The following is a 19,923-nucleotide window of genomic DNA, read 5'->3' on the forward strand; positions in this document are numbered from 1 at the left end:
GAGCCCGACCGTGCCGTGCCCGACCGCGAATGACGGACGACGACGATGAGCACCCGACTGGTCCACCGCCCGGCCAGAACCATCAGGCCCCCGGCCGCCCCCGTCGCCCGCATCATCGAGGCCCCGCCCAACCTGCCCGAGGGCAAGGCGGGCAACATCGCCATGTCGCTGCTGCCCGTGGCCGGAGTCATGTCGTCGGTCGTGATGATGACGGTCGTCCGCAACAGCCAGTTCGCCGCTCTCGGCGCGCTGATCCTCGTCGTCACCATCGTCGGATCCCTCGCGCTCGTCTTCTCCCAGCGGGGCAAGGCCCAGCGGACGCGCCGTACGCAGCGCGAGGCCTACCTCGCCTACCTGGAGGACCTGCGCGAGGAGCTCGCCGCCGAGGAACGCGCGCGCGGCGAACGGGCCGACGTCCTCAACCCGTCGCCCCACGCCCTGTACGACATCGTCCGCGACCCGGCCCGGCTGTGGGAGCGCCGCCGCGTCGACGGCGACTTCCTGCGCGTGCGCGTCGGCACCGGCGAGATGCCCGTACGCGACCTGCGGATCGCGGACCAGGGCTCCACCGTCCTCACCCCGCCCGATCAGTTCATGCTCAACGAGGCCTCGGCCCTGACCGGCCGGTTCCGCAACGGCACCGAACTCCCGCTCACCATCCCCCTCGACCGTGTCGGCAACGTCACCGTCATCGGTCCCCGCGAGGACTGCCTGCGCGTCGCCCGCGCCCTTATGGTGCAGACCGCCGCCGCCCACGCACCCGACGACGTCGCCATCGCCCTGGCCGTGCCCGGCGACCGGCTCGGCGACTGGGAATGGGCCAAGTGGATGCCGCACCTGCTCGACACCGAACAGCTCGACGGCCCCGTCGCCGCCCGCCGCATCGCCCCCTCCGTGGACCAGCTCGCCCGGCAGATCGGCCCGGAACTGCGCCGCCGCGCCTCCTACGCCGCCGAGGTGCGCCGCGGACTGTCCGGCAAGGACGCCCTGGCCATGACGTCCCGCCTGCTCGTCGTGACCGACGGGCACGGCGAGGACGCCACCGAACTGCCCCGCCCCGACGAAGCGGTCGGCCTGCGCGAGATGGGCGTCACCGTCCTGCACCTGCTCGACCAGCGGATCCAGGAGCCCGGCCACGTCGGCGTACGGATCACCGTCGAGGGAGACCGGGTCCTCATCGAGGACCTGCGCCAGGAGGAGCCGATCAGCGCCCACGGCACCGTGGACGAGGTCGGCATCCCCTTCGCCGAGGGCCTGGCCCGGATGCTCGCCCCACTGCGCCTGTCCGCCGAGTCCCTCATCGACGCCCCCCTGTCCGGACCCGTCGACTTCGCCGACCTGCTCGGCATCGACGACGTGGCCCGCCTGGACCTGGCGAGCCTGTGGGCCCCCCGCGGCGAACGCGCCTTCCTGCGCGTGCCCATCGGCATCAGCGACTCCCACGGGCCCGTACTGCTGGACCTCAAGGAATCCTCCGAACTGGGCATGGGCCCCCACGGCCTGTGCGTCGGCGCCACCGGCTCCGGAAAGTCCGAGCTCCTGCGCACCCTGGTCCTCTCCCTGGTCGCCACGCACCCGCCGGAGGACCTCGCCCTGGTCCTCGTCGACTACAAGGGCGGCGCCACCTTCGCGCCGTTCGCGGACCTGCCGCACGTCGCGGGCGTCATCACCAACCTGGAGAACCAGGCCGGTCTCGTCGAGCGCGTCCACGCTTCGCTCGCCGGCGAGGTCAAGCGCCGCCAGCAGGTCCTCAAGGAAGCCGGCAACGTCGCCGACATCGGTGACTACGCCGCGCTGCGCGCCGACCGCCGGCCCGACCTGGAACCGCTGCCGCACCTGTTCGTCGTCATCGACGAGTTCGGCGAACTCCTCACCGCGAAGCCGGACTTCATCGACCTGTTCCTGTCCATCGGCCGCATCGGCCGCTCCATCGGCGTGCACCTGCTGCTGTCCAGCCAGCGCATCGAGGGCGGCAAGCTCAAGGGCCTGGACACCTACCTCTCGTACCGGCTGGGCCTGCGCACCTTCTCCGCCGACGAGTCCCGTACGGTCCTGGACACCACGGACGCCTTCCACCTCCCGCCGCTGCCCGGTTTCGGCTACCTCAAGGTCGACACCAGCCACTACGAGCGGTTCAAGGCGAGCTACGTCTCGGGCGCCTACCGGGGCCCCGTACAGCGCGCCGAGGAGGAGGACAGCGGACCCCTCGCCCTGGAGTACGAGGCCTTCAACACCCTGTCCGAGCCGGACGCCACCGGAAACCGGGAGCCCACCGCCCGGCGCCGCGAGACCGGACCGACCGAGATGGGCGTCATCGTCGAGCAGCTGCGCGACGCCGCCGCTCCCGTCCGCCGCATCTGGCTGCCCCCGCTGCCCGACGCGATCCCCCTGGACGCGGTCGCCGGCCCCCTCGACGTCGGCGCGCGCGGCATGCAGCTCTCCAAACGGCGCGGCCGGCTCACGGTGCCGCTGGGCCTGATCGACGACCCGACCCGGCAGCGGCAGGGCGAGTGGTACCTCGACCTCACCGTCGCGGGCGGCCACGCCGCCGTCATCGGCGGCCCGCAGTCCGGCAAGACCACCCTGCTGCGCACCCTCGTCCTGTCCCTCGCGCTCACCCACACCCCGCAGGAGGTCGGCGTCTACGGCCTCGACCTGGTCGGCGGCGGCCTCCAGGCCCTGTCGGGCCTGCCGCACGTCGGCGGGGTCGCGGGGCGCGCCGACCGCGAGCGCGCGGCCCGTACCCTCGAAGAGGTACGCACCATGCTCGCGACCCGCGAGGACCTCTTCCGCGACCACGGCATCGACTCCGTCGAGCAGTTGCGCACCCTGCACGCGGCCGGCCGGCTGCCGCAGCTGGCCTCCGCCGAGATCGTCCTCGTCATCGACGGCTTCGGGGCGCTGCGCGACGACTTCGAGGAACTCGACGACGCCGTCGTGGACATCCTCAAGCGCGGTGGCGGCTACGGCATCCACGTCGTCGCGGGCATGCTCCGCTGGAACGACGTCCGCATCGCGACCCAGTCGAACTTCGGCACCCGCGTCGAACTGCGCCTCAACGACCCCAGTGAGTCCAGCGTGGAGCGCAAGCTGGCCGAGACCCTGTCGCCCGGCGAACCCGGCCGCGTCCTCACCGACGGCAAGCTCTTCGCGCAGGTGGCACTGCCCCGCACCGACGGGCTGCGCGACACCTCGGAACTCGGCGCGGTGCTGGAGCGCACGGCCGGTACGATCCGCGCCACCTGGAGCGGCGAGGCCGCCCAGCCGGTCCGCGTGCTGCCGCACCTGCTGGAGCCCCATCTGCTGCCGGGCCCGGCGGCCGAGCCCGGGCGGGTGCCGATCGGCCTCGACCAGAACGGGCTGGCGCCCGTGCTCCTCGACCTGTTCCGGCATGACCAGCACCTCCTGGTCATGGGCGACAGCGAGTGCGGCAAGACGAACCTGCTCAAGACGATCGCCGCCGGCCTCATCGACCGTCACGGCGAGGAGGAACTGGTCTTCGCCGTCATGGACCCGCGGCGGAGCCTGCGCGGTGTGGTCCCGGAGGAGTTCAACGGCGGCTACGCCTACAACAGCAAGATGTGCGCCGGGCTGGCCGCGGGCATCGCCACCGAACTGGAGCGGCGGCTGCCCGACGACAGCGCCCCCCTGGACGACCTGGAACCCGGCAGCTGGGGCGGCGGCCCGCGCATCGTCGTGCTCGTCGACGACTACGACGTGCTCACCACCGCGGGACAGACACCGCTCGCCCCGTTCGTCCCGTACATCCCGGCGGCGATGGACATCGGCCTGCACTTCGTCCTGACGCGCCGCGTCGCGGGCGCCTCGCGCGGGATGTACGAACCACTGGTGCAGGCCCTGCGCGAGTCGGGGGCCTCGGCGATCGTCATGGCGGGAGACCGGGGCGAGGGCCAGCTGTTCCCGGGGGTTTACGCCTCCCAGCAGCCCGCCGGCCGCGGTGTCCTCGTCCGCAGGGGCCAGTCCAACCGCCTGATCCAGACCGTGTACACGTCGCCCGGGTGACACCCCGGCCACCCAGCTGCCGCCCCCTCCCCGAAACCGGACTGCGAAGGACCGTACGACCTCATGACCAAGGACGTCATCGCCCTCACCCCGCGGATGCCCGATCCGTGGGTGGTGCTCGCCGGCCTCCTCTCCGGGGGCCCCGACAAACTGGTGAACACGGCGGGCGAGGGCGCGGTCGTACAGCTCTGCGACGAGCAGGGGCGGCCGCTGGTCTCGGTCGAGGCACCGCTGCTGGTCCAGGTCGAGGGGGAGGCCGAGCGGCTCCTCGGGGCGACCCCGCCGCGCGTTCCGTTCTGGTGGACGGAGGCGCGCGCCACCACCGGCGTACCCGACGCCGAGCGCCTCGCCGGGACCTTCGCAGCCCGCCTCGCCGACCTGGCGGGCGGGAGCGCCTGGCCACCGGAGGCGGCACGCTCACTGGGCGTGGTGCGGACCGACGGGGTCAGCGTCGCGCCCGCGCCCGCGGCGGCGCAGCCCGCCGTGGACGTGCTGACCCCCAACGTCGCGGTGGTCATCATGGACCGTCCGGTCGTCGCCATGACGGCCTGGCTCTCCGACGCCTTCCGGGCCGCGGCGGCGGCCGAGCGGGGCCTTCAGGTCGTGACTCCGCCCGGGACGCCGATGTCGCCGGCGGTGCTGGCCAACATGCCGGACTGGCCCTCGCGGTGGGTCGTGCGGGACGAGCGGGACGGCTACTACGACGGGCTCTCGGGCGCGGTGCTGCGCTGGCAGGAGGGCATGTTCGCCACCGTGGTGTCCGAGCACGCCACCGAGGACGATCCGCGGACCCCGGTGGCCGCCTCGTACCAGGAGGTCACGGAAACGGCCGAGCGGCAGCTGGCCGTCACCTTCCGTACCGTCCACCCCGCGGACGACCGGCTGGTCCTCGGCGGCGCTCTGGAGACGGTGTGGCGCGAGCTGACCGGCGGTCCCCCGGCGGGCTGGGGCACGGCCGAGCCGGCCAACCTGCCGTGGTCGCCCGGCCGGCTGACCGACGTGGCCTTCGCCCGGGCACCCGATCCGACCTGGTTCGTGGTGGTGGGCAGCCCCGAGCGGCCCGGCCTCGCCACGGTGCGGATCAGCCGTACGAAGGCGGGCGTCGAGGAAACCGTGACCCTGGCCTTCGGCTACGGAGCCGGCGAGGAACCGCCGCTGGACGCCCTGCCGCGCACGGCGGAGGCGCTCGTCACCCGGCACCGCCTCCAGTCGATGCTCGTACAACTCCGCAAAGCGCGCCGGGACCTGCTGGTACCGCCGCGCTTCGAGGGGCCGGGCGTGCCGCTGGCCTTCGTCCTGGGCGCGGAGGAGGTCCGGGCCATGCCCGACGACCGCGCCCGGCGCACCCCGCTGGCCGAACAGCCGCTGCGGCTGGGTCCCAAGTCCCGCCCCGCCTACTACTACCCGATGCCCGGCGACCCGTCGGACCTCTCGGGATGGGCCGTCTTCGAGCGGCTGATGGGCCATCTGAAGGGCTCGTGAGAAGCTCTGGTGGATTGTCATGGATGAGTCACAACAGGGGCTTTGCCGGTTGCAGGCGCGACGCGGATTGACGAAGATGAACATACTTACGATCGATCGGATGTACGGGGGAGTGAGATGAAGTTCGACATGGGGACGCAGGTCCTGACGAACCTGATGTCCGGGTCGCGCAACTCCAATACGGACCTGGGGTCGCTGATCAAGCAGCTGGTGACCGCGGCGCAGCCGTTGGAGGGCAAGTTCCAGGGCCAGGGCAAGGTCGCGTTCGACTCGTTCAAGCTGCGCGCGGACGGGATCGCGAAGGAGCTGAACGCTTCGCTGGCGGCCATCCTGGGCGGCCAGTCGGGGATGGAGCAGGCCTTCGGCTCGGGTGACCAGGAGCAGGGCGAGAACGCGCGGCAGACGCAGGGTGCGGCGAACTTCGACGCCGCCCGCTTCCGCGGCCGCTGAGGCCGCGGGTCCTTCTTCTGATGGTTCTTCTTCACGGGGAGTGTGGTTGTGGTGGCAGGTGGGACGGACCGTCGTGCGTACGACGTGGGTGCCTCGACGGAGGTGCAGGGCGGTATCAAGGCGGTGATCGGCCATCTGGAGCAGGTCATCGCAGCACGTGAGGCGCAGGTCGCGTCGGCGATGGCGGACTTCGCGGCGGACGGTGTGGCGGACGACTACCACGCCAAGGAGCTGCGGTGGAAGAACGCCTCGCAGGAGGTCAAGAACATCATCCAGCTGCTGAACACGACGCTGGAGAAGAACGACGCGACGGCGCACCAGACGCTGCAGCGGGCAAAGGCCGCGGTCGACAACATCGGCTGAGCAGGATCGTTTCAGCAAGACGGTAGGGCAGTGGGGCAGTCGGGTACACGGGGGTGGGTCGTCCATGACGTCATGGGACATCAAGCCGCAGGGCGTGCAGGGTCATCTGAAGACCGTCGGCGGGAATGCCGGCGAGCTCGAGACGGCTTTGAACGCGCTGCTCACAGCCATGTCGGAGGCGGCTCAGGCTGCGGGGACGGCGGTTCCGGGCTCGCAGTCGGGGATGACTCCGCAGGGCCCGCTGGCTCCGGGTGCGGCTCCGTCTCCCGGAGCGGCTTTCCTGGCGCCTCAGAAGGCGATGGGCCCGGTCGCGGCTGCGCTGGGCGAGTACCTGACCGCCCGCAAGCCGGAGTTCAAGTCGATGGCGGAGCGGATCGAGGCGTGCATCCGCGGTGCGGTTCTGGCGACGAACGAGTACCTGCAGGGCGATCTGGACCAGGCCAAGGAGGCGCAGGACGCGGCGCGGTCTGTGAATCTGGACCTGCTGCGTGAGAAGACGGGGGCCAAGCAGTGAGCGGGAACGCGCCGGTCGATCCGGCCGAGATACCGGTCTTCACGGGCGATCTGGCGACGCTGGACGAGAAGGTGAAGCTGATCTCGTCGGGCGGCGCCACCGTCTCGACGAAGGCCTCCGACGTCCACACGAGCTTCGGTGGTCTGCAGGCGTTCTACCAGGCGCCGGAGGCGGACCAGCTGTTCGCGACGACGAAGCCGGTCTCGGACCTGGGTCTCAAGCTCAGCTCCGACATGTGCACGATCGCCAGCGCCCTGGGCACCTACTCGCGTGACGCTGCCCCGATCGTCAAGAAGCTGGAGAACCTGAAGGCGGAAGCGCAGGCGTTCCGCACGAAGACCGACAAGGACGAGAAGTGGCGTGAAGACGGCGATCTGATCGACGAGAACCTCGAACGCCGCAACAAGATCGCCGAAGTCTGGGCCGAGTTCCAGGAAGTGGAGCGAGCGGCCCACGGGAAGATCGTCGCCCTGGTGGGCGGGAAGCCGCTGAAGGTCAACGACGGCTCCAACGGCAAGGACATGTACGGCTACGACGCCGAGTCGATGAAGCAGTCCAAGTCCCTGCCCTGGGGCGACGCCGTCGAGGAGTCCATCCCCGCCTGGCAGGTGTGGGAACACGCCTGGGAGTTCGGCAAGGGCATCGTCGTCGACGGCGTCTGGGGCACCCTCAAGGGCCTCGGCGGCCTCGTCGGACTCCAGGGCTGGGACGTGTTCAAGCAGTCCTGGACCGGCCTGGCCAAGCTGGGTACCGGCCTCGCCATCATGTCGATCCCCGGCGTGGGCCCCCTCTTCCTCGCCGCCCCCGACGACAAGCTCCCCTCCTGGCTCCGCGACTCCCGCACCGCCATGAAGGAGACCGGCAAGGCCCTCCTCGCCTGGGACCAGTGGGGCTCCAACCCGTCCCGTGCCGCGGGCGCGGTCACCTTCAACGTCCTGACCACGGTGTTCACCGGCGGCGCGGGCGGTGCGGTCTCGGGCGCCGGCAAGGCGGGCGCGGTCGCCAAGACCCTGTCGTTCGCCGGCAAGGCGGGCCGGGCGATCGACCCGATGACGTACATGTTCAAGGGCGCCGGGGCGGGGTTCGCCAAGATCGGCGACGTGATGGCCGGGCTCAAGGGCACGGGCAGGTTCGAGGTCCCCAGCATCAACGTGGACGGCGCGGTCGCCCTCCCCGACGGCGCAGTGCTGCTGCCGGACGGTGCGATCCACCTCCCGTCCGGCGCGACCGTCCCCGAAGGCGCGACGAAGCTCCCCGACGGCACCATCAAGCTGCCCGAGGGCACGACGACCCTCCCGCCCGGCACGGTCAAGCTCCCGACGCCCGACGGGCCGCGGTTCATGGACCTCGACGGCAACATCTACAAGGCCGACGGCTCCCTGGAGCAGAGCGGAAAGGCCGCCAAACAGGAGCCCTCGCCGGACGCGGACGCGAACACCCCCCGCGTCGACGCCCCGAAGCCGGACGCCCCGGTCACCGCCAGGGTCCCGGAACGCGAACTGGCCGGCGTCGGCGCCCGCGGCGGCGACGACGTCGTCCGCCTCGGCTCCGACACCTCGCCCCCGCCCGGAGCACTGGACGACGGCACACACGCCCCGGGCGGCTTCGACAACACCCCCACAGGCCGCGCGGGCGACCACACCAACCCCGGCGGCCACGCCCCGGACAACATGCCGAGCAACAGCGCAGACACCCCGACCGGGGGCCACACGCACACGGCCGATAGCACCGTCGACAACAGCGGCCACGGCGCCCACACCGACCCCACACCTACGGGCGGCAGCGGCCACACCACGGACACGACCCCGACGGGAAGTGACCAAACTCCGATTGGTGGTGGCAGCGGCGCGGGCGGGATGGACGGTCAGCCGCCGGCGGGTGGTCACGGCCCCGACCCGTGGCCCTCCGAAGAACCCCGGCCTTTCGAGCGCGGCGGCGAGACAGAGCAGCAGATCCGGGAAAACATGCGCGGCTCGAAGGTGAAACCGGGCGATCTGGACAAGGCGCTGGCCAACCTGGCCGACCACCCCGCAGGTCAGGAGATGGCCGATCTGATTGCGTCCGGCCAGTTCAAGGGCATGACCAACTTCGACCAGGTGGTATCCAGCTTCAGCCAGAAGAATGCGATGTCGGGCGGCGTCGAGCAGCTCCGACTGGCCGACCGGCTGCAGAAGAGCGGTGTCTCCGACATCAGCTTCGAGATCAAGAAGGACACAGAGATCAAGCCGGGGGTGACCACGGGACCGAAGACCGATATGGACGTGATGGCCCGCGACGCCAACGGGAACGTATACGGGTACCAGTTCAAGGAGGTCGCGAATCCCAAGAAGGTCACCAGCAAGATGTGGCAGAACATCGGGCAGCTCGCCGACTCCGGTGCCGACGTCAAGGTCTTCGTGGTCGATACCAAGGGCAGCGTGGCGGACATGCTGGCGGCGGGTATGGAGAAGGACCTCGCCAGGATCCACTCCGAGCAAGGTGTAATTGTTGTACTTCGCGTCGAGGACGGGACTCTGATGTATCCGCCCGGCGCCAGCTTTATGCCAGGAGGCCGGTCTTGATCGCCAGCACACCCGTCGCGCGATGGTCTTGGGGAGAGCCCGGACACGAGACCGATTTGGTCCGCGCGGCTGTCCGTAGGTTCTCTCTCGTGCTTGGAGTCCTCGACCGGCTCCGTCTGGGAACCCCGCATGGCGGGCGCGTGGCCGTCGTGGTCCCTGAGCCGGGCCGCAGGAACCACCTGGTCCGGGCGGACTTCCCTGTCGGTGCGCCGGCCCCGGCGGCCGCAGAGGGATCGGGCGCTGCCGAAGCCCTCGTAGTACAGATCAAGGAAAGCCTTGGCGCCGGCGAGATCGGCGCCGTGGAACTGTTCGCATCGTGCGACGGGATCGTGGAGACCGGTACGGGCGCGAGGCCGGTGGAAGGGATGTTCGCGCTCAGTGTCGAGGTGTCCGAGGGCTTCTTCCAGGTGGGGCTCACGACATTCTCCGATGCCTGGATGCCGTTCGATCTGCGGGGGCATGAGCAAGAGGCCGTGTTCGCCGCGAACCGGCCTCGCCTGGCTTCGGCCTTGGCCGAGCTTTCCGGTGTCCTTGACCTGGAGGTCGACCCCGAGGACGCAACCTGGTTCGGCATCCCCACGGAATCAGGGGTCGAGAACCACTACGAGGACGATGACGGCACTCCGTCTGATGTGTGGGGCCGTTTCGAGATCCCATACCGTAACGGAATCTTCAGTCAGACCCCGAAGTTCGCAGCCGGGTACGGGCGGCAGACGTCCGGCCCCGTCCGATACGTGCCTGTACTCGGTGAACCGGGGGTGCTGGGGTATCTGTGGGCATCGGACACCGACGGCGCGGCGAGCTTCGAGGCACGCGATGAGGCAGATCTGGAGGCTTACAGGGCCGGCCTGGTCTGGCTGGACCGACTGCAGGAGGCGTACGACCGGGGCCTTCTCCCCAGCGTCGCGCTGGCCGAGCTGATGGAGCATCCAGGGGACCCCGTCTCCGGGCAGGCAGGTTCGGCTGAGCTGACCGAGGTCGACGAGTTCTGGAAGCTCCGGGAACTGGCGCAGTCGTGACGAGCCCGATCCAGGCGGCAAGTTCGCCACGTGGAGGGCACTTGACCGTGATCGTGCCTCGCCAGGACTACCCGAAGAACGAGATGGCGGCGGTGGTTCCCGTCATGGAGAAGTCGCTGTCCGAATCGCTGGAGAGGATCGAGACCTCCCACAACTCCAGAGCGGATGCCGTCATGGAGTCGCTGAACGTCGCCCTCGTCCGCACCGTGGGGGACCCCGGCGCCGTCATGCTGGAGACGTGGGAGTCCTGGCTGCTGGCCATGCAGGTGCACTCGGCGGTCTTCGCCGCCGCCGCTTCCGACCTGGAAACGGTCACCTGCAAGATCCGCCAAGAGGAACGGCACCTCGCCACCACAGGGCCGCAGCCCTACCTCAACGCGGAGACATGGCTCGATGCCTTCTACCTCGCGATGATCTGCCGTGAGGCAGCCCGCCTCGACATGCTGGCCCGGATCCCGGTGTCCCTGCTGCGCGACTTCGGCGGCGCCCTGGACGAGTACACCTACGCCTGGGTGGAGACCCTCCAGAGCTTCTGGCTCCGCCGGGACGACCTGCGCACGCACCTGATCCGCGCCGTCGACCTGAGCGCTCCCGAGCAGGCCCGCGTCGTCGACGCGGAGGAGATGAGCAAGCTCCGCTACCCGCCGATCACCATGCTCTACCGCTACCTGCGCAACGACCTCGCAGGCTTCAAGGAAGCCCTGGCCGACGCCGTCCTTTGGCACAAGGAGTACTGGACCGCCGACGAGGACCGCGCCTCGAACATCCTGGGAGTCGTGGCCCTCGGCCCCCTGGCGATCGCCTGCCTGGCGAAGGCCAACGGCGTCCCGGTCGAGATCGAGTCCGGCTACCTGCCCGAAGCCCTCCTCGACTTCGCCTGGCGCGGCGAGTTCGACGCGTAGCAACGCAAGACCACGGGCAGCACACCCCCGGCCCCACAACGCACGTAAGGCACACATGACCACCGCCGTCCCCCGCCACCCGTTCCGTACGGCCGCGGCGGCCGTGACCACGGCCCCGGTCGCCGCGTCGGCCCGGGAAGCAGTCGACGGGATCGAGACCTCCGAGGACGATCGCTACGACGCGCCGGCGCTGACGATCTCCGCGGCCAAGTGGCGCTGCCTCCACGACCCCGTGGCAGGGGACCTGGAGACCTGGGAGTCGTGGGTCCTGGCCATGCAAGTGGGTCCGGCGCTGTTCGCCGCCGGGACCGCGCAGGAGGGGCCGGTCGCCTGCCGCGTCGGAACCTTGGACGAGATCCGCAAGCTGCCAGCGACCGGCCCGCAGGAGTACCTGCATGCCGGGAACTGGCTGACCGCCTTCTACCTCGCACTGATCTGCCGCGAGAACGACCGGCTGAACCAGCTGGCGCAGGTGCCGGTGGAGTTCCTGCGCGCCTCCGGCGCCGAGTTCGACGCGTACGTCTACGCCTGGATCGAGACCCTGCAGCACTTCTGGTTGGGCCGCTCGGAGGTGTGGGACACCCTGGTCACCGCGGTTCAGGGCACTGCCCCGGAGCGCGCACCGATCGCGGGCTCCGAGCTGATGCTGAAGATCCTTCACCCCCCGCTCGAGCTCTTCCAGCTGTACGTGCGGCGCGAGGACCAGGCCTTCAACGACTCCTTGGTGAATGCCCTGAACCGGCACAAGGAGTACTGGACCGCCAATCAGGCCCGCTCCCTGAGTGGTGACGGCCTCGTCGCCCTGGCTCCGCTGGCCATGGCATGCATGGCGTACGACGTCGACATGGTGTTCACGGTCGAGTCCGCGTACCTGCCCAAGCACCTGCTCAAGCGCACCTGGGTCGGCGAGTTCGCGACGTGACGGCAAGGGTGGTGCGGCACATTGTTCCCGCGGTCGACGAGCAGGTCACCGAGCGTCTGGCGGACGAGTTCGAGACGCGCATCCGGAGTCTGGATGCCTCGCCCTCGACGGTCGGCACGGCGCTGAACGAGGCACTCCTGCTGGTTCAGGCGCACCAGGCCCTCAACCCGCGCGCCAACCGCTTCGCCACGTGGGACGCCACCGTCTCCGCCATGCAGGTGGGTGCGGCGGCCTTCGCAGCCGCCTCCGTCACCGACGGCGGGATCGAAGCGCGCATCGCGCACGAAGTACGGACCATCAAGGCCACGGGACCCCAGCCCCACGCGAATGCCGGCAACTGGCTGACCGTGCTCTGGTTCGTCATCGTCTGCCGGGACCAGCCCCGCATGGACGCAATGTGCCGGGTTCCCCTCGATCTCCTCCGGTCGTCCGGCGCCGAGGGCGACGAGTACGTCTACCACTGGGTGGATGCCCTGCAGACGTACTGGCGCGAGCAGCCGGGCCTGCTGGAGAAGCTCACGTCGGCCATCGAGCAGTCCCACCCGGACATCGCCACGATCGCGCCGCGCGATCTGCTCCAGTGCGTGCTGTACCCGCCGGTCAACCTCTTCCACCAGTTCCTGCGCAAGGACCACGACGGATTCAACCAGGCGCTCGCGGAGGCTCTGGAACTCCACAAGGCGTACTGGAGCACACCGGAACGCTCGGGGGACATCGCGGGCTTCCTGGCCCTCGGGCCGCTCGCGATCGCCTGCCTCGCGCACGACGCGGGCTTCCCCATCGAGGTCGAGTCCGACTACCTCCCCGTCCGCCTCCTGGACCGTTCCTGGGTAGGCGAGTTCGACACGTGATGCCCGGACACCTGCGGGCAGGCGCTCGCGAGGGGTGCGGCTGCCCCCCTGAACCAGCTGGCGCAGGTGCCGGTGGAGTTCCTGCGGGCCTCCGGCGCCGAGTTCGACGCGTACGTCTACGTCCAGGCCTCCGAAAACACCGGTACGTATGCTGGAGCCGTACTCAAAGAATTCAAGCTCTTTTAAGGAGAAACGCCTTGGTTTCGGTCATCCCCCGCCATCCCTTCCCCACAGAGAACGCGGAAGCAGCGCTCACCGTGCTCAAGGAGAGTGCGGAGGGGTGGATCGATGGTCTGGAGGCGGACCCGACTGGTCTGGGCGAAGCCTTGGACACCACGCTCATGGTGGCCAAGGTGCGCTGCCTGACGGATCCGCGGGGGTCGATCTTTCCCACGTGGGATGCCTGGGTGAACGCCATGCAGGTCGGTTCGGCCGTGTTCGCCACCGCGACCGCGACCGAGGGCCAGGTGCAGTGCCGGATCGCGCACGAGGACCGTACGCTCCGGGCCACCGGCCCGCAGCGGTACGTGACGCCGGGTACCTGGCTGACCGCCTTCTACCTGGCCGTGGTGTGCCGGGAGCGGGACAGGATCACGGGCCTGTGCCGGGTGCCGCTGTCGCTGCTCCGGGACAACAACGCGCAATTCGACGCGTTCGAGTACGCCTGGATCGACGCGCTGCAGACCTACTGGCTCGGTGGTGACGGCCTCAGCGCGAAGCTGGTGGCCGCGATCGACGGCACGGACCCAGCAGTCGCCACTCATCCGGAAGCCGCGGGCAAGCTGATGTATCCGCCGATGGAGATGTTCCACCGCGTCGTTCGCGGGGACCACGCCGGCTTCAACCGCGCCCTCGCCGCAGCCCTGGAGTGGCACTTGGAGTACTGGACCGACGAGGGCCGGGCGGCCCGGGTCTCGGGTCTCGTTGCCCTCGCTCCGCTCGCCGTGGCCTGCTTCGCCCAGAACGAGGGCATTCCGATCGAGGTCGAGTCCGAATACCTGCCCGCCACCCTCCTCGTCGGCAACTGGTGCGGCGAATTCCCCACGTAGAGCGGACTACGTGACGAGCCCAGTGCCTCGGCGGCAACGTGGATGACCCGGATGTCGACGGGGACCCGGGTCATCGCCCGGCAACGCGCGCGGCGTCGGAGCGGGCTGGAGCCTGGTCGGGGTGAACACGGGGAGCCTCGCCGAAGCCCTCATCCGCACCCCCGGCACCCTGCACACCGCGCACGTGGGCCTCCCCGGCGCAGCGGCTGCTGCCCACGGGCCGGATCGAAGCCGCTGGATTCGAGAAACGGTTGACCCCGGCAGCCGGCAGCTTCCTCGACCCCCTGCCAACCGGCGCGGCCGCGTACACACGCACCCGTCACGCACGCTCGTCCCCCATCGACCCGTCCGGCCGTCCGGCAGTTCCCCGCCCGGCTCCGGCGCAAGGCCACAGGACATGAAAAAGCCCCAGGTCACGGCGAGTGAGTCCTGGGGCTAATCCGAGCCGCCTTCGGGATTCGAACCCGAGACCTACGCATTACGAGACCGTGAGCGATCATGCCGCCGGATGCTGCGTGATGCCGTCGGGTGATGTCGTGCCTGATCAGAGCACATGCGACGGGTTGACCCCTGCTACCTCGTGATGCACTGTCCAAAGGCATCCGGCCACCGGCTGGCCACCGAGACTGGCCCAGCAGACGACAAGACGCCGTATCGATGGGGTTGTCGGACTCCTACAGGCCACACCGTGTACTCCTCCTCCGGCCAGCCCCGTGCATGCTCGTACCGCTGCCGGCAGAAGCGGCGGGCGGGACTCTGCGACGTGACGCCCTGCCGACACAGCCACTACCTCACCCAACGCCCTGACCTCCAGGCAGCGCGCATCCGCCGTCACGCCCCGAGCACGCGGGGGGCACGATGGGTGAGGCGGCGCATCACGCTTGTGGGCCGCAGGCCGTTCTCCACCTGAAGGAGGAAGGAAACCGGGGAATTGCTGAGGGCCTCGTCGCGCTGCTTGCTGATCTGCCGCTGGTAGCCCACCAGGCCGAAAGCGAGGCCAAGGGCGGAGGCGTAGGGCAGCCCTCCCGCCGCATAGCCGCCCACGGCTCCCAAGACTGCAGGCGCTTCCGTCTGAACGTTGAGCACTCCAGTGGCCGCGTCGATCTTGAGGCTCTTCATCGCGGCCTTGAGGTCGTTCAGTGGGCGCTCGAAGCGGGTCCGGTGCAACTGTCGCAGGCGGGCGGCGAGAACTTCGCGATCCTCGATCTCCGCGAGGTGCTCCTGCATCTCACGTGCAACGCTGTCGACCTCATCCATGAAGGTCTCGAACTCGGCCCCGTGTTTCTGCCGGAGTTCGATCACCTTACCGACCGACACATTCGCCAGGTCTGCTGGCAGGACCATCCGGACGGCCAGCTCTCCCAGAACCGCGGACACGGACTGGTCGGCCCGCGGTTGCCGGCCCCGCAGCAGAACGGTCCTGACACGTTCGGTGTCCCATTCCTGGCTCGCCCGGTGCGCCGCCATCTGGTCCGTTGTCGGCACCAGGTGGTTACGCCGCGCAAGCTCATCGGTCAGCGCACACTTGTAGACCCACGCCAGCATCGGGTCCATAGAGATCCACGTGCCGGACGTCTCCCGCCCCTCGAACGTGGGGCGGTCCGCGTTGATGGCCAGCCCTTCAGCGATCAGCGCCTCACGTAGGACCGGTGAGACCTCCTGCCAGTACAAATGAGCGATGTACCCACCAGGGCGGCCGTCGGAATGGGTATCTCTATGGGCGTTCGGGACGTAGAGGTTGGTACGCCGCAAGGACGGCGGTACGACCGTGCTCTCGCGGATCTGCCATTCGCGGATCTCGTAGTACCGGCGCAACGTCCCGGCGTGTTCGCGGATGGTCTCCAGAAAGGGGGCCTCCACGGCTGCGGGGGCCGCACCGGGCTCAACCGGAACGAAGAAGTCGAGTCCATCGGCCAGGGCCTTGCCTGTCTCTGAATCCCGGACGGGGTAGTCCCGGGGAACCACGCGAGCCAACTGCGGCCAGTACAAGGCCGCCACCTTCATCCAGTCATCGTTCTGGACGTGCACGTACGGGTAGTACAACCCGGTCTGCCGCATGCTTCCCACTACCCCTAGTCAATTCCAGCCTGACCTCTGTACTGATCATCATCCAGCAGCGCGGGTTGAGGAGGGTAGCCACTGATGCGACGCCGCGCTCTCGTCACCGTGGGTGATGCTGCGCGAGTGCGGTCCACCGTCCCGAGGCCGTCGGCTCCCTTCCCTCTGGAATATCCCTCTGCCCGTTTCGATTGCTTCTCTTGTACCGATCACGGGAGGGGGACGGTGATGGCCGAGCTGATGTTGTTCCGGCGAGACGCAGGCGGGCGGGACGTCGAGCTGCCCGGTTCGACGGTGGCGCTGGAGGTCGAACTGCAGCGGCGGGTCGAGGCCGGCCTGGAGGCGATGCTCGGTATCCGGTTCCTAGCGTCGGAGTACCCGACCGGTCCGTGGCACCGGGGCCGGATCGACACCCTCGGGCTGGACGAGAACGGCAGCCCTGTAGTGATCGAGTTCAAAAAGGGCTCCGACAGCGGGGTGCTGTCGCAGGCCGTCTCGTACCTGTCCTGGCTGGAGTCGGCGCACCACGAGTTCGAGGCACTCGTGCGGAAGGTGCTGGGCGCGGAGGCTGCCGGGTCGATTGACTGGCGTCGACCTCGGATGGTCTGTATCGCGGCTAGCTTCTCCCACCACGACCGTGTGGCCGTGCAGCGGCTGCCCGAGCGGATCGACCTGGTGCGCTACCGGATCTTCGAAGGCGGCCTGCTGAGCTTGCTGCTCGTCGACTCCTCGCCCGGCTTCCCGGCCGCCGCTTCGTCCCGGCGAAATCGGGAGCGGGAGGCGGCGGTCGACGTCGCGGCGGCGGCCCCGGTGGCTCCTTCGCCGGCGGATGCCAGCCTCGTACCGGAGTGCCTGCGGGACCTGTACGCGGAGGTGGACGACGCGCTCACGGCATGGGGCGAGGTCGAGGTGGCGCCGCTGCGGCACTACATCGCCTACCGGCGGCTGGTGAACGTGGCGTCGGTGCTCTTCCGCCCAAAGCACGAGGCGATCCTGGTCTATCTCAGACTCGACCCGGATTCGGTCGCGCTGGAGGAGGGCTTCACCCGGGACATGCGCGGCATCGGGCACCTCGGGACCGGGGACCTGGAGGTACGCCTCGCTTCGGCAGCCGACCTGGAGAAGGCGGTGCCGTTGATCCGGCGGGCATTCGAGGCGGCTTGACGCAAACAGAAGGGCGGCTGGAGCATCGGTTACTCGATGCTCCAGCCGCCCTTTGGCGTCTGCGGTCCGCGGACCCCGGGCTCTCCGCTCTCATGCTCATGCCTCCGGACCGGCCAGCTCGAAGTCGTCCTTTGTCAGTTCGGCGCGCAGCCGCTCCTCGGCGACGTCGGCGTAGTGCGCGGACAGCTCGACGCCCACAAAGCGGCGTCCCTCGCGCAGGGCCGCGACCCCCGTGGAGCCGCTGCCGGTGAACGGGTCGAGCACAGTGCCGCCCTCGGGGCAGACCTGGACGAGCTGCTGCATGACCTCGACCGGCTTCTGGGTGATGTGGACACGGCCCTTGCGGGGCTGGGAGGCGATGTAATGACCCGGCAGGTAGAGGTCGCGGGTGTTGTCGAGGGATCCCTTGACGCCCCAGATGATGAACTCCGAGTCCTGCTTCGGCCCGCCCTTGCGGGGCCGGCTGGAGGGCTTGATCCACGGGATGGTGCCACTCCAGGTCCACCCGGCCATCTGCAGGGCGTCCGAGGTAGTCGGTTCCTGGCGCCAGTCGGTGAAGACCATGGCGACCGCGTGCTCGGTCGAGGCCCGGTACGCCTCGGTGAGCAGTTCGGTCAGCCAGGATCGGTAGGAACGCTGGTCGCGGTTCTCTCCGGGGAAGTTCTGCAGGTCGTGCGCACTGTTGCTGGTGACGTACTTGGCTCGCGCGGTGCGACCGGTGCGGTCCGAACTGGTACGCCCGCCGGAGTTGTACGGCGGGTCGGTGATGACGGCGTTGACGCTCTCGTCCGGGAGGGTCTTCAGCACGGTGAGGGCATCGCCTCGGTGCAGCGTGTAGCTCATGTGCGGGGCCTCTTTCAGGGCACGGCGGGACTGAACCCGCTCCGGGCGTCGCTCAACAGCGGTCGTTTCGAGCGGGGTTGCGCCGGAGGTTAGTCGCGAATTCCGGCCGCGCCTAACGAGCCGTTGTCTCTGTCCGAGGCCGAGCCCGGGAGCCGTTTGGCGCGGCCGGAATCCGGGTCTACTGTCTCGCCATGTCACCGGGGCAGAGCAGCGCTCCACCCTCGCTGACCTGTGCTTATCCGTGTTGTCTCGTCCGAATGGGCAGCACGGCAGGCCCGTTAGCCCTTCGTCCGAGAAGCCGTGAGGAGAACCGGTGTTCCGCCTGAGATTACGAGCGCGGCTGGCTGCCGCGCTTGACCCGAGACCGGCGTCCGGGAGCTACCAACTCCCCTGACCCGGGCCCGCCCTGAGAGGCGGATTCACATCGGCGCGGTGCCGACGGCTTTGCACGAGAAGTCGGCACCGCGCCTCCTACGAACCACGAGGAGCCGCTGCGATGCAGCATGCCCTGACACCCCCGCGCCCCGACCCAACACCGCTGCCCGACTGGCACCGCCGTACCGGTGAACGGCAGCGGCGATGAAGAAGACCACCGGAGCCGTCGTCGGTCTCTTCGCCTCCGGCCCGCTACTGCTGGCCGTTCCCATCCTCGCCATCGGTGCCGGTACGGCTTCGGCCTCCTGCTCGACCGGCGATGCACAGTCTGTGGATACCGCAGCCGTTGCCTCACAGGTGAAGGCCATCCTGGACGGTGGCGACAAGGGCGCAGTCTCCGTGCCGGGTCTGGATGATCCAGCCGACCAGGTACCCAACGCCAAGACCATCCAGGCCACAGGCGTCGCGATGCACATTCCGGCCCGGGGCCAGGTCGTGGCCCTGGCAACCGCCCTCCAGGAGAGCGGCCTTCGGAACTTGACCTACGGCGACCGCGACTCGCTGGGACTGTTCCAGCAGCGGCCGTCGCAGGGATGGGGCACGGCGAACGAGATCCTCGATCCGGTCCACTCCTCGACCAAGTTCTACGAGGGGCTGCAGAAGGTCTCCGGCTGGCAATCCCTGTCCGTCACCCAGGCCGCTCAGGCGGTACAGCGGTCAGGCTTCCCGGAGGCATACGCCAAGTGGGAGCCCCTGGCCACCGCCCTGCAGAAGGCCATCGAACCCCTGCTGTCGAAGACCGGCGGCGCGTCGCCGAGCCCTTCTCCGTCTGGCTCTGCCGGCACCCCTGCATCCACTACCGCGGGCGGTTGTACGACCGGCGGGGACGGAACCGACTTCGGGACCATCCCGGCAGGCGCGGTGCCGGCCGGATACAAGATCCCGGCCGATGCTCCGGCGAAGGTCCAGACAGCGATCCGCTGGGCGCTCGGCCAGCTCAACACGGCGTACCAGTGGGGCGGGAGTTGCACCGACTCTCACGGGCCCGACCCCATGGGCCGGTGCGACTGCTCCTCCCTGATGCAGCAGGCGTACAAGGCCGCCGGGGTCACCTTGACGCGGACGACATACACACAGGTCAAGGAGGGTAAGGCGGCTTCGGCCGACGCTCTCCAGCCCGGCGACCTCGTCTTCACCGAAGGAACGGCGGACGTCCCTGAACACGTCGGCATGTTCATCGGACAGGGGCTGATCATCAACGCCCCACATACCGGTGACGTGGTCCGCATCGCGACTCTCGCGTCCTGGAAATCGCAGATTCTCGCGGCCCGCCGAGTCGTCTGACCG

15 protein-coding genes are annotated in these 19,923 nt (G+C 69.4%); 13 read left to right on the forward strand and 2 right to left on the reverse strand.

Annotation, left to right across the window (positions count from 1 at the left end; all coding sequences use genetic code 11):
* Positions 1-45 precede the first annotated feature (45 nt).
* From eccCa to OTB16_RS25390, 11 genes are all read left to right on the forward strand, one after another.
* On the forward strand, positions 46-4,023 hold the full coding sequence (eccCa, locus tag OTB16_RS25340; RefSeq protein WP_267723106.1) for a type VII secretion protein EccCa: 3,978 nt from the start codon (positions 46-48) through the stop codon (positions 4,021-4,023).
* A 63-nt stretch (positions 4,024-4,086) separates the two neighbouring features.
* A complete protein-coding gene (locus tag OTB16_RS25345) occupies positions 4,087-5,505 on the forward strand; it encodes a DUF6177 family protein (protein ID WP_267723107.1) in 1,419 nt (472 codons plus the stop codon).
* Positions 5,506-5,622: 117 nt separating this feature from the next.
* Positions 5,623-5,955 carry a hypothetical protein gene (locus OTB16_RS25350; protein WP_267723108.1) on the forward strand — a complete coding sequence of 111 codons (333 nt, stop codon included), beginning with the start codon at positions 5,623-5,625 and terminating at the stop codon, positions 5,953-5,955.
* Between the two features lie 51 nt (positions 5,956-6,006).
* Positions 6,007-6,318 (forward strand): pore-forming ESAT-6 family protein, encoded by a 312-nt coding sequence (locus tag OTB16_RS25355; protein ID WP_267723109.1) that lies wholly within the window; start codon positions 6,007-6,009, stop codon positions 6,316-6,318.
* A 64-nt stretch (positions 6,319-6,382) separates the two neighbouring features.
* The gene (locus tag OTB16_RS25360; RefSeq protein WP_267723110.1) at positions 6,383-6,832 is read left to right on the forward strand and encodes a DUF6507 family protein; all 450 of its coding nucleotides are present in this window, start codon (positions 6,383-6,385) and stop codon (positions 6,830-6,832) included.
* Positions 6,829-9,393, forward strand: coding sequence for a hypothetical protein (locus OTB16_RS25365; RefSeq protein ID WP_267723111.1), 2,565 nt, complete (start codon positions 6,829-6,831; stop codon positions 9,391-9,393). The genes OTB16_RS25360 and OTB16_RS25365 overlap by 4 nt, the downstream gene beginning before the upstream one ends.
* 140 nt (positions 9,394-9,533) lie before the next feature.
* A complete protein-coding gene (locus tag OTB16_RS25370) occupies positions 9,534-10,412 on the forward strand; it encodes a hypothetical protein (RefSeq protein ID WP_267723112.1) in 879 nt (292 codons plus the stop codon).
* Between the two features lie 47 nt (positions 10,413-10,459).
* Positions 10,460-11,314 (forward strand): immunity 49 family protein, encoded by an 855-nt coding sequence (locus tag OTB16_RS25375; protein ID WP_267723128.1) that lies wholly within the window; start codon positions 10,460-10,462, stop codon positions 11,312-11,314.
* 55 nt (positions 11,315-11,369) lie between these two features.
* Positions 11,370-12,236: an immunity 49 family protein gene (locus tag OTB16_RS25380; RefSeq protein WP_267723113.1), complete on the forward strand. Its 867-nt coding sequence runs from the start codon at positions 11,370-11,372 to the stop codon at positions 12,234-12,236.
* Positions 12,233-13,087: an immunity 49 family protein gene (locus OTB16_RS25385; protein ID WP_267723114.1), complete on the forward strand. Its 855-nt coding sequence runs from the start codon at positions 12,233-12,235 to the stop codon at positions 13,085-13,087. Before OTB16_RS25380 ends, OTB16_RS25385 begins: the two co-directional genes overlap by 4 nt.
* A gap of 197 nt (positions 13,088-13,284) precedes the next feature.
* A complete protein-coding gene (locus tag OTB16_RS25390; RefSeq protein WP_267723115.1) occupies positions 13,285-14,136 on the forward strand; it encodes an immunity 49 family protein in 852 nt (283 codons plus the stop codon).
* Positions 14,137-14,967: 831 nt separating this feature from the next.
* On the opposite strand, the gene OTB16_RS25395 is transcribed toward OTB16_RS25390, so the two are convergent.
* Positions 14,968-16,164: a DUF6236 family protein gene (locus OTB16_RS25395; protein ID WP_267723116.1), complete on the reverse strand. Its 1,197-nt coding sequence runs from the start codon at positions 16,162-16,164 to the stop codon at positions 14,968-14,970.
* Between the two features lie 258 nt (positions 16,165-16,422).
* Between OTB16_RS25395 and OTB16_RS25400 the strand changes: the two genes are divergently transcribed.
* Positions 16,423-17,358, forward strand: a complete 936-nt coding sequence (locus OTB16_RS25400; RefSeq protein WP_185300068.1) for a DUF5655 domain-containing protein — start codon at positions 16,423-16,425, stop codon at positions 17,356-17,358.
* Positions 17,359-17,454: 96 nt separating this feature from the next.
* On the opposite strand, the gene OTB16_RS25405 is transcribed toward OTB16_RS25400, so the two are convergent.
* Entirely contained in the window at positions 17,455-18,201 is a 747-nt protein-coding gene (locus OTB16_RS25405) for a DNA-methyltransferase (RefSeq protein ID WP_185300067.1), read from the reverse strand.
* Positions 18,202-18,780: 579 nt separating this feature from the next.
* Between OTB16_RS25405 and OTB16_RS25410 the strand changes: the two genes are divergently transcribed.
* The gene (locus OTB16_RS25410) at positions 18,781-19,920 is read left to right on the forward strand and encodes a C40 family peptidase (protein ID WP_267723118.1); all 1,140 of its coding nucleotides are present in this window, start codon (positions 18,781-18,783) and stop codon (positions 19,918-19,920) included.
* The last annotated feature ends 3 nt before the right edge of the window (positions 19,921-19,923 follow it).

This window comes from Streptomyces antarcticus (genome assembly GCF_026627255.1).
Lineage (GTDB): Bacteria > Actinomycetota > Actinomycetes > Streptomycetales > Streptomycetaceae > Streptomyces > Streptomyces antarcticus.

Coding starts and splice junctions, on each gene's coding strand:
- eccCa (WP_267723106.1), top strand. CDS start 46: ATGAGCACCCGACTGGTCCACCGCCCGGCCAGAACCATCAGGCCCCCG.
- OTB16_RS25345 (WP_267723107.1), top strand. CDS start 4,087: ATGACCAAGGACGTCATCGCCCTCACCCCGCGGATGCCCGATCCGTGG.
- OTB16_RS25350 (WP_267723108.1), top strand. CDS start 5,623: ATGAAGTTCGACATGGGGACGCAGGTCCTGACGAACCTGATGTCCGGG.
- OTB16_RS25360 (WP_267723110.1), top strand. CDS start 6,383: ATGACGTCATGGGACATCAAGCCGCAGGGCGTGCAGGGTCATCTGAAG.
- OTB16_RS25380 (WP_267723113.1), top strand. CDS start 11,370: ATGACCACCGCCGTCCCCCGCCACCCGTTCCGTACGGCCGCGGCGGCC.
- OTB16_RS25400 (WP_185300068.1), top strand. CDS start 16,423: ATGGCCGAGCTGATGTTGTTCCGGCGAGACGCAGGCGGGCGGGACGTC.
- OTB16_RS25405 (WP_185300067.1), bottom strand. CDS start 18,201: ATGAGCTACACGCTGCACCGAGGCGATGCCCTCACCGTGCTGAAGACC.
- OTB16_RS25410 (WP_267723118.1), top strand. CDS start 18,781: ATGAAGAAGACCACCGGAGCCGTCGTCGGTCTCTTCGCCTCCGGCCCG.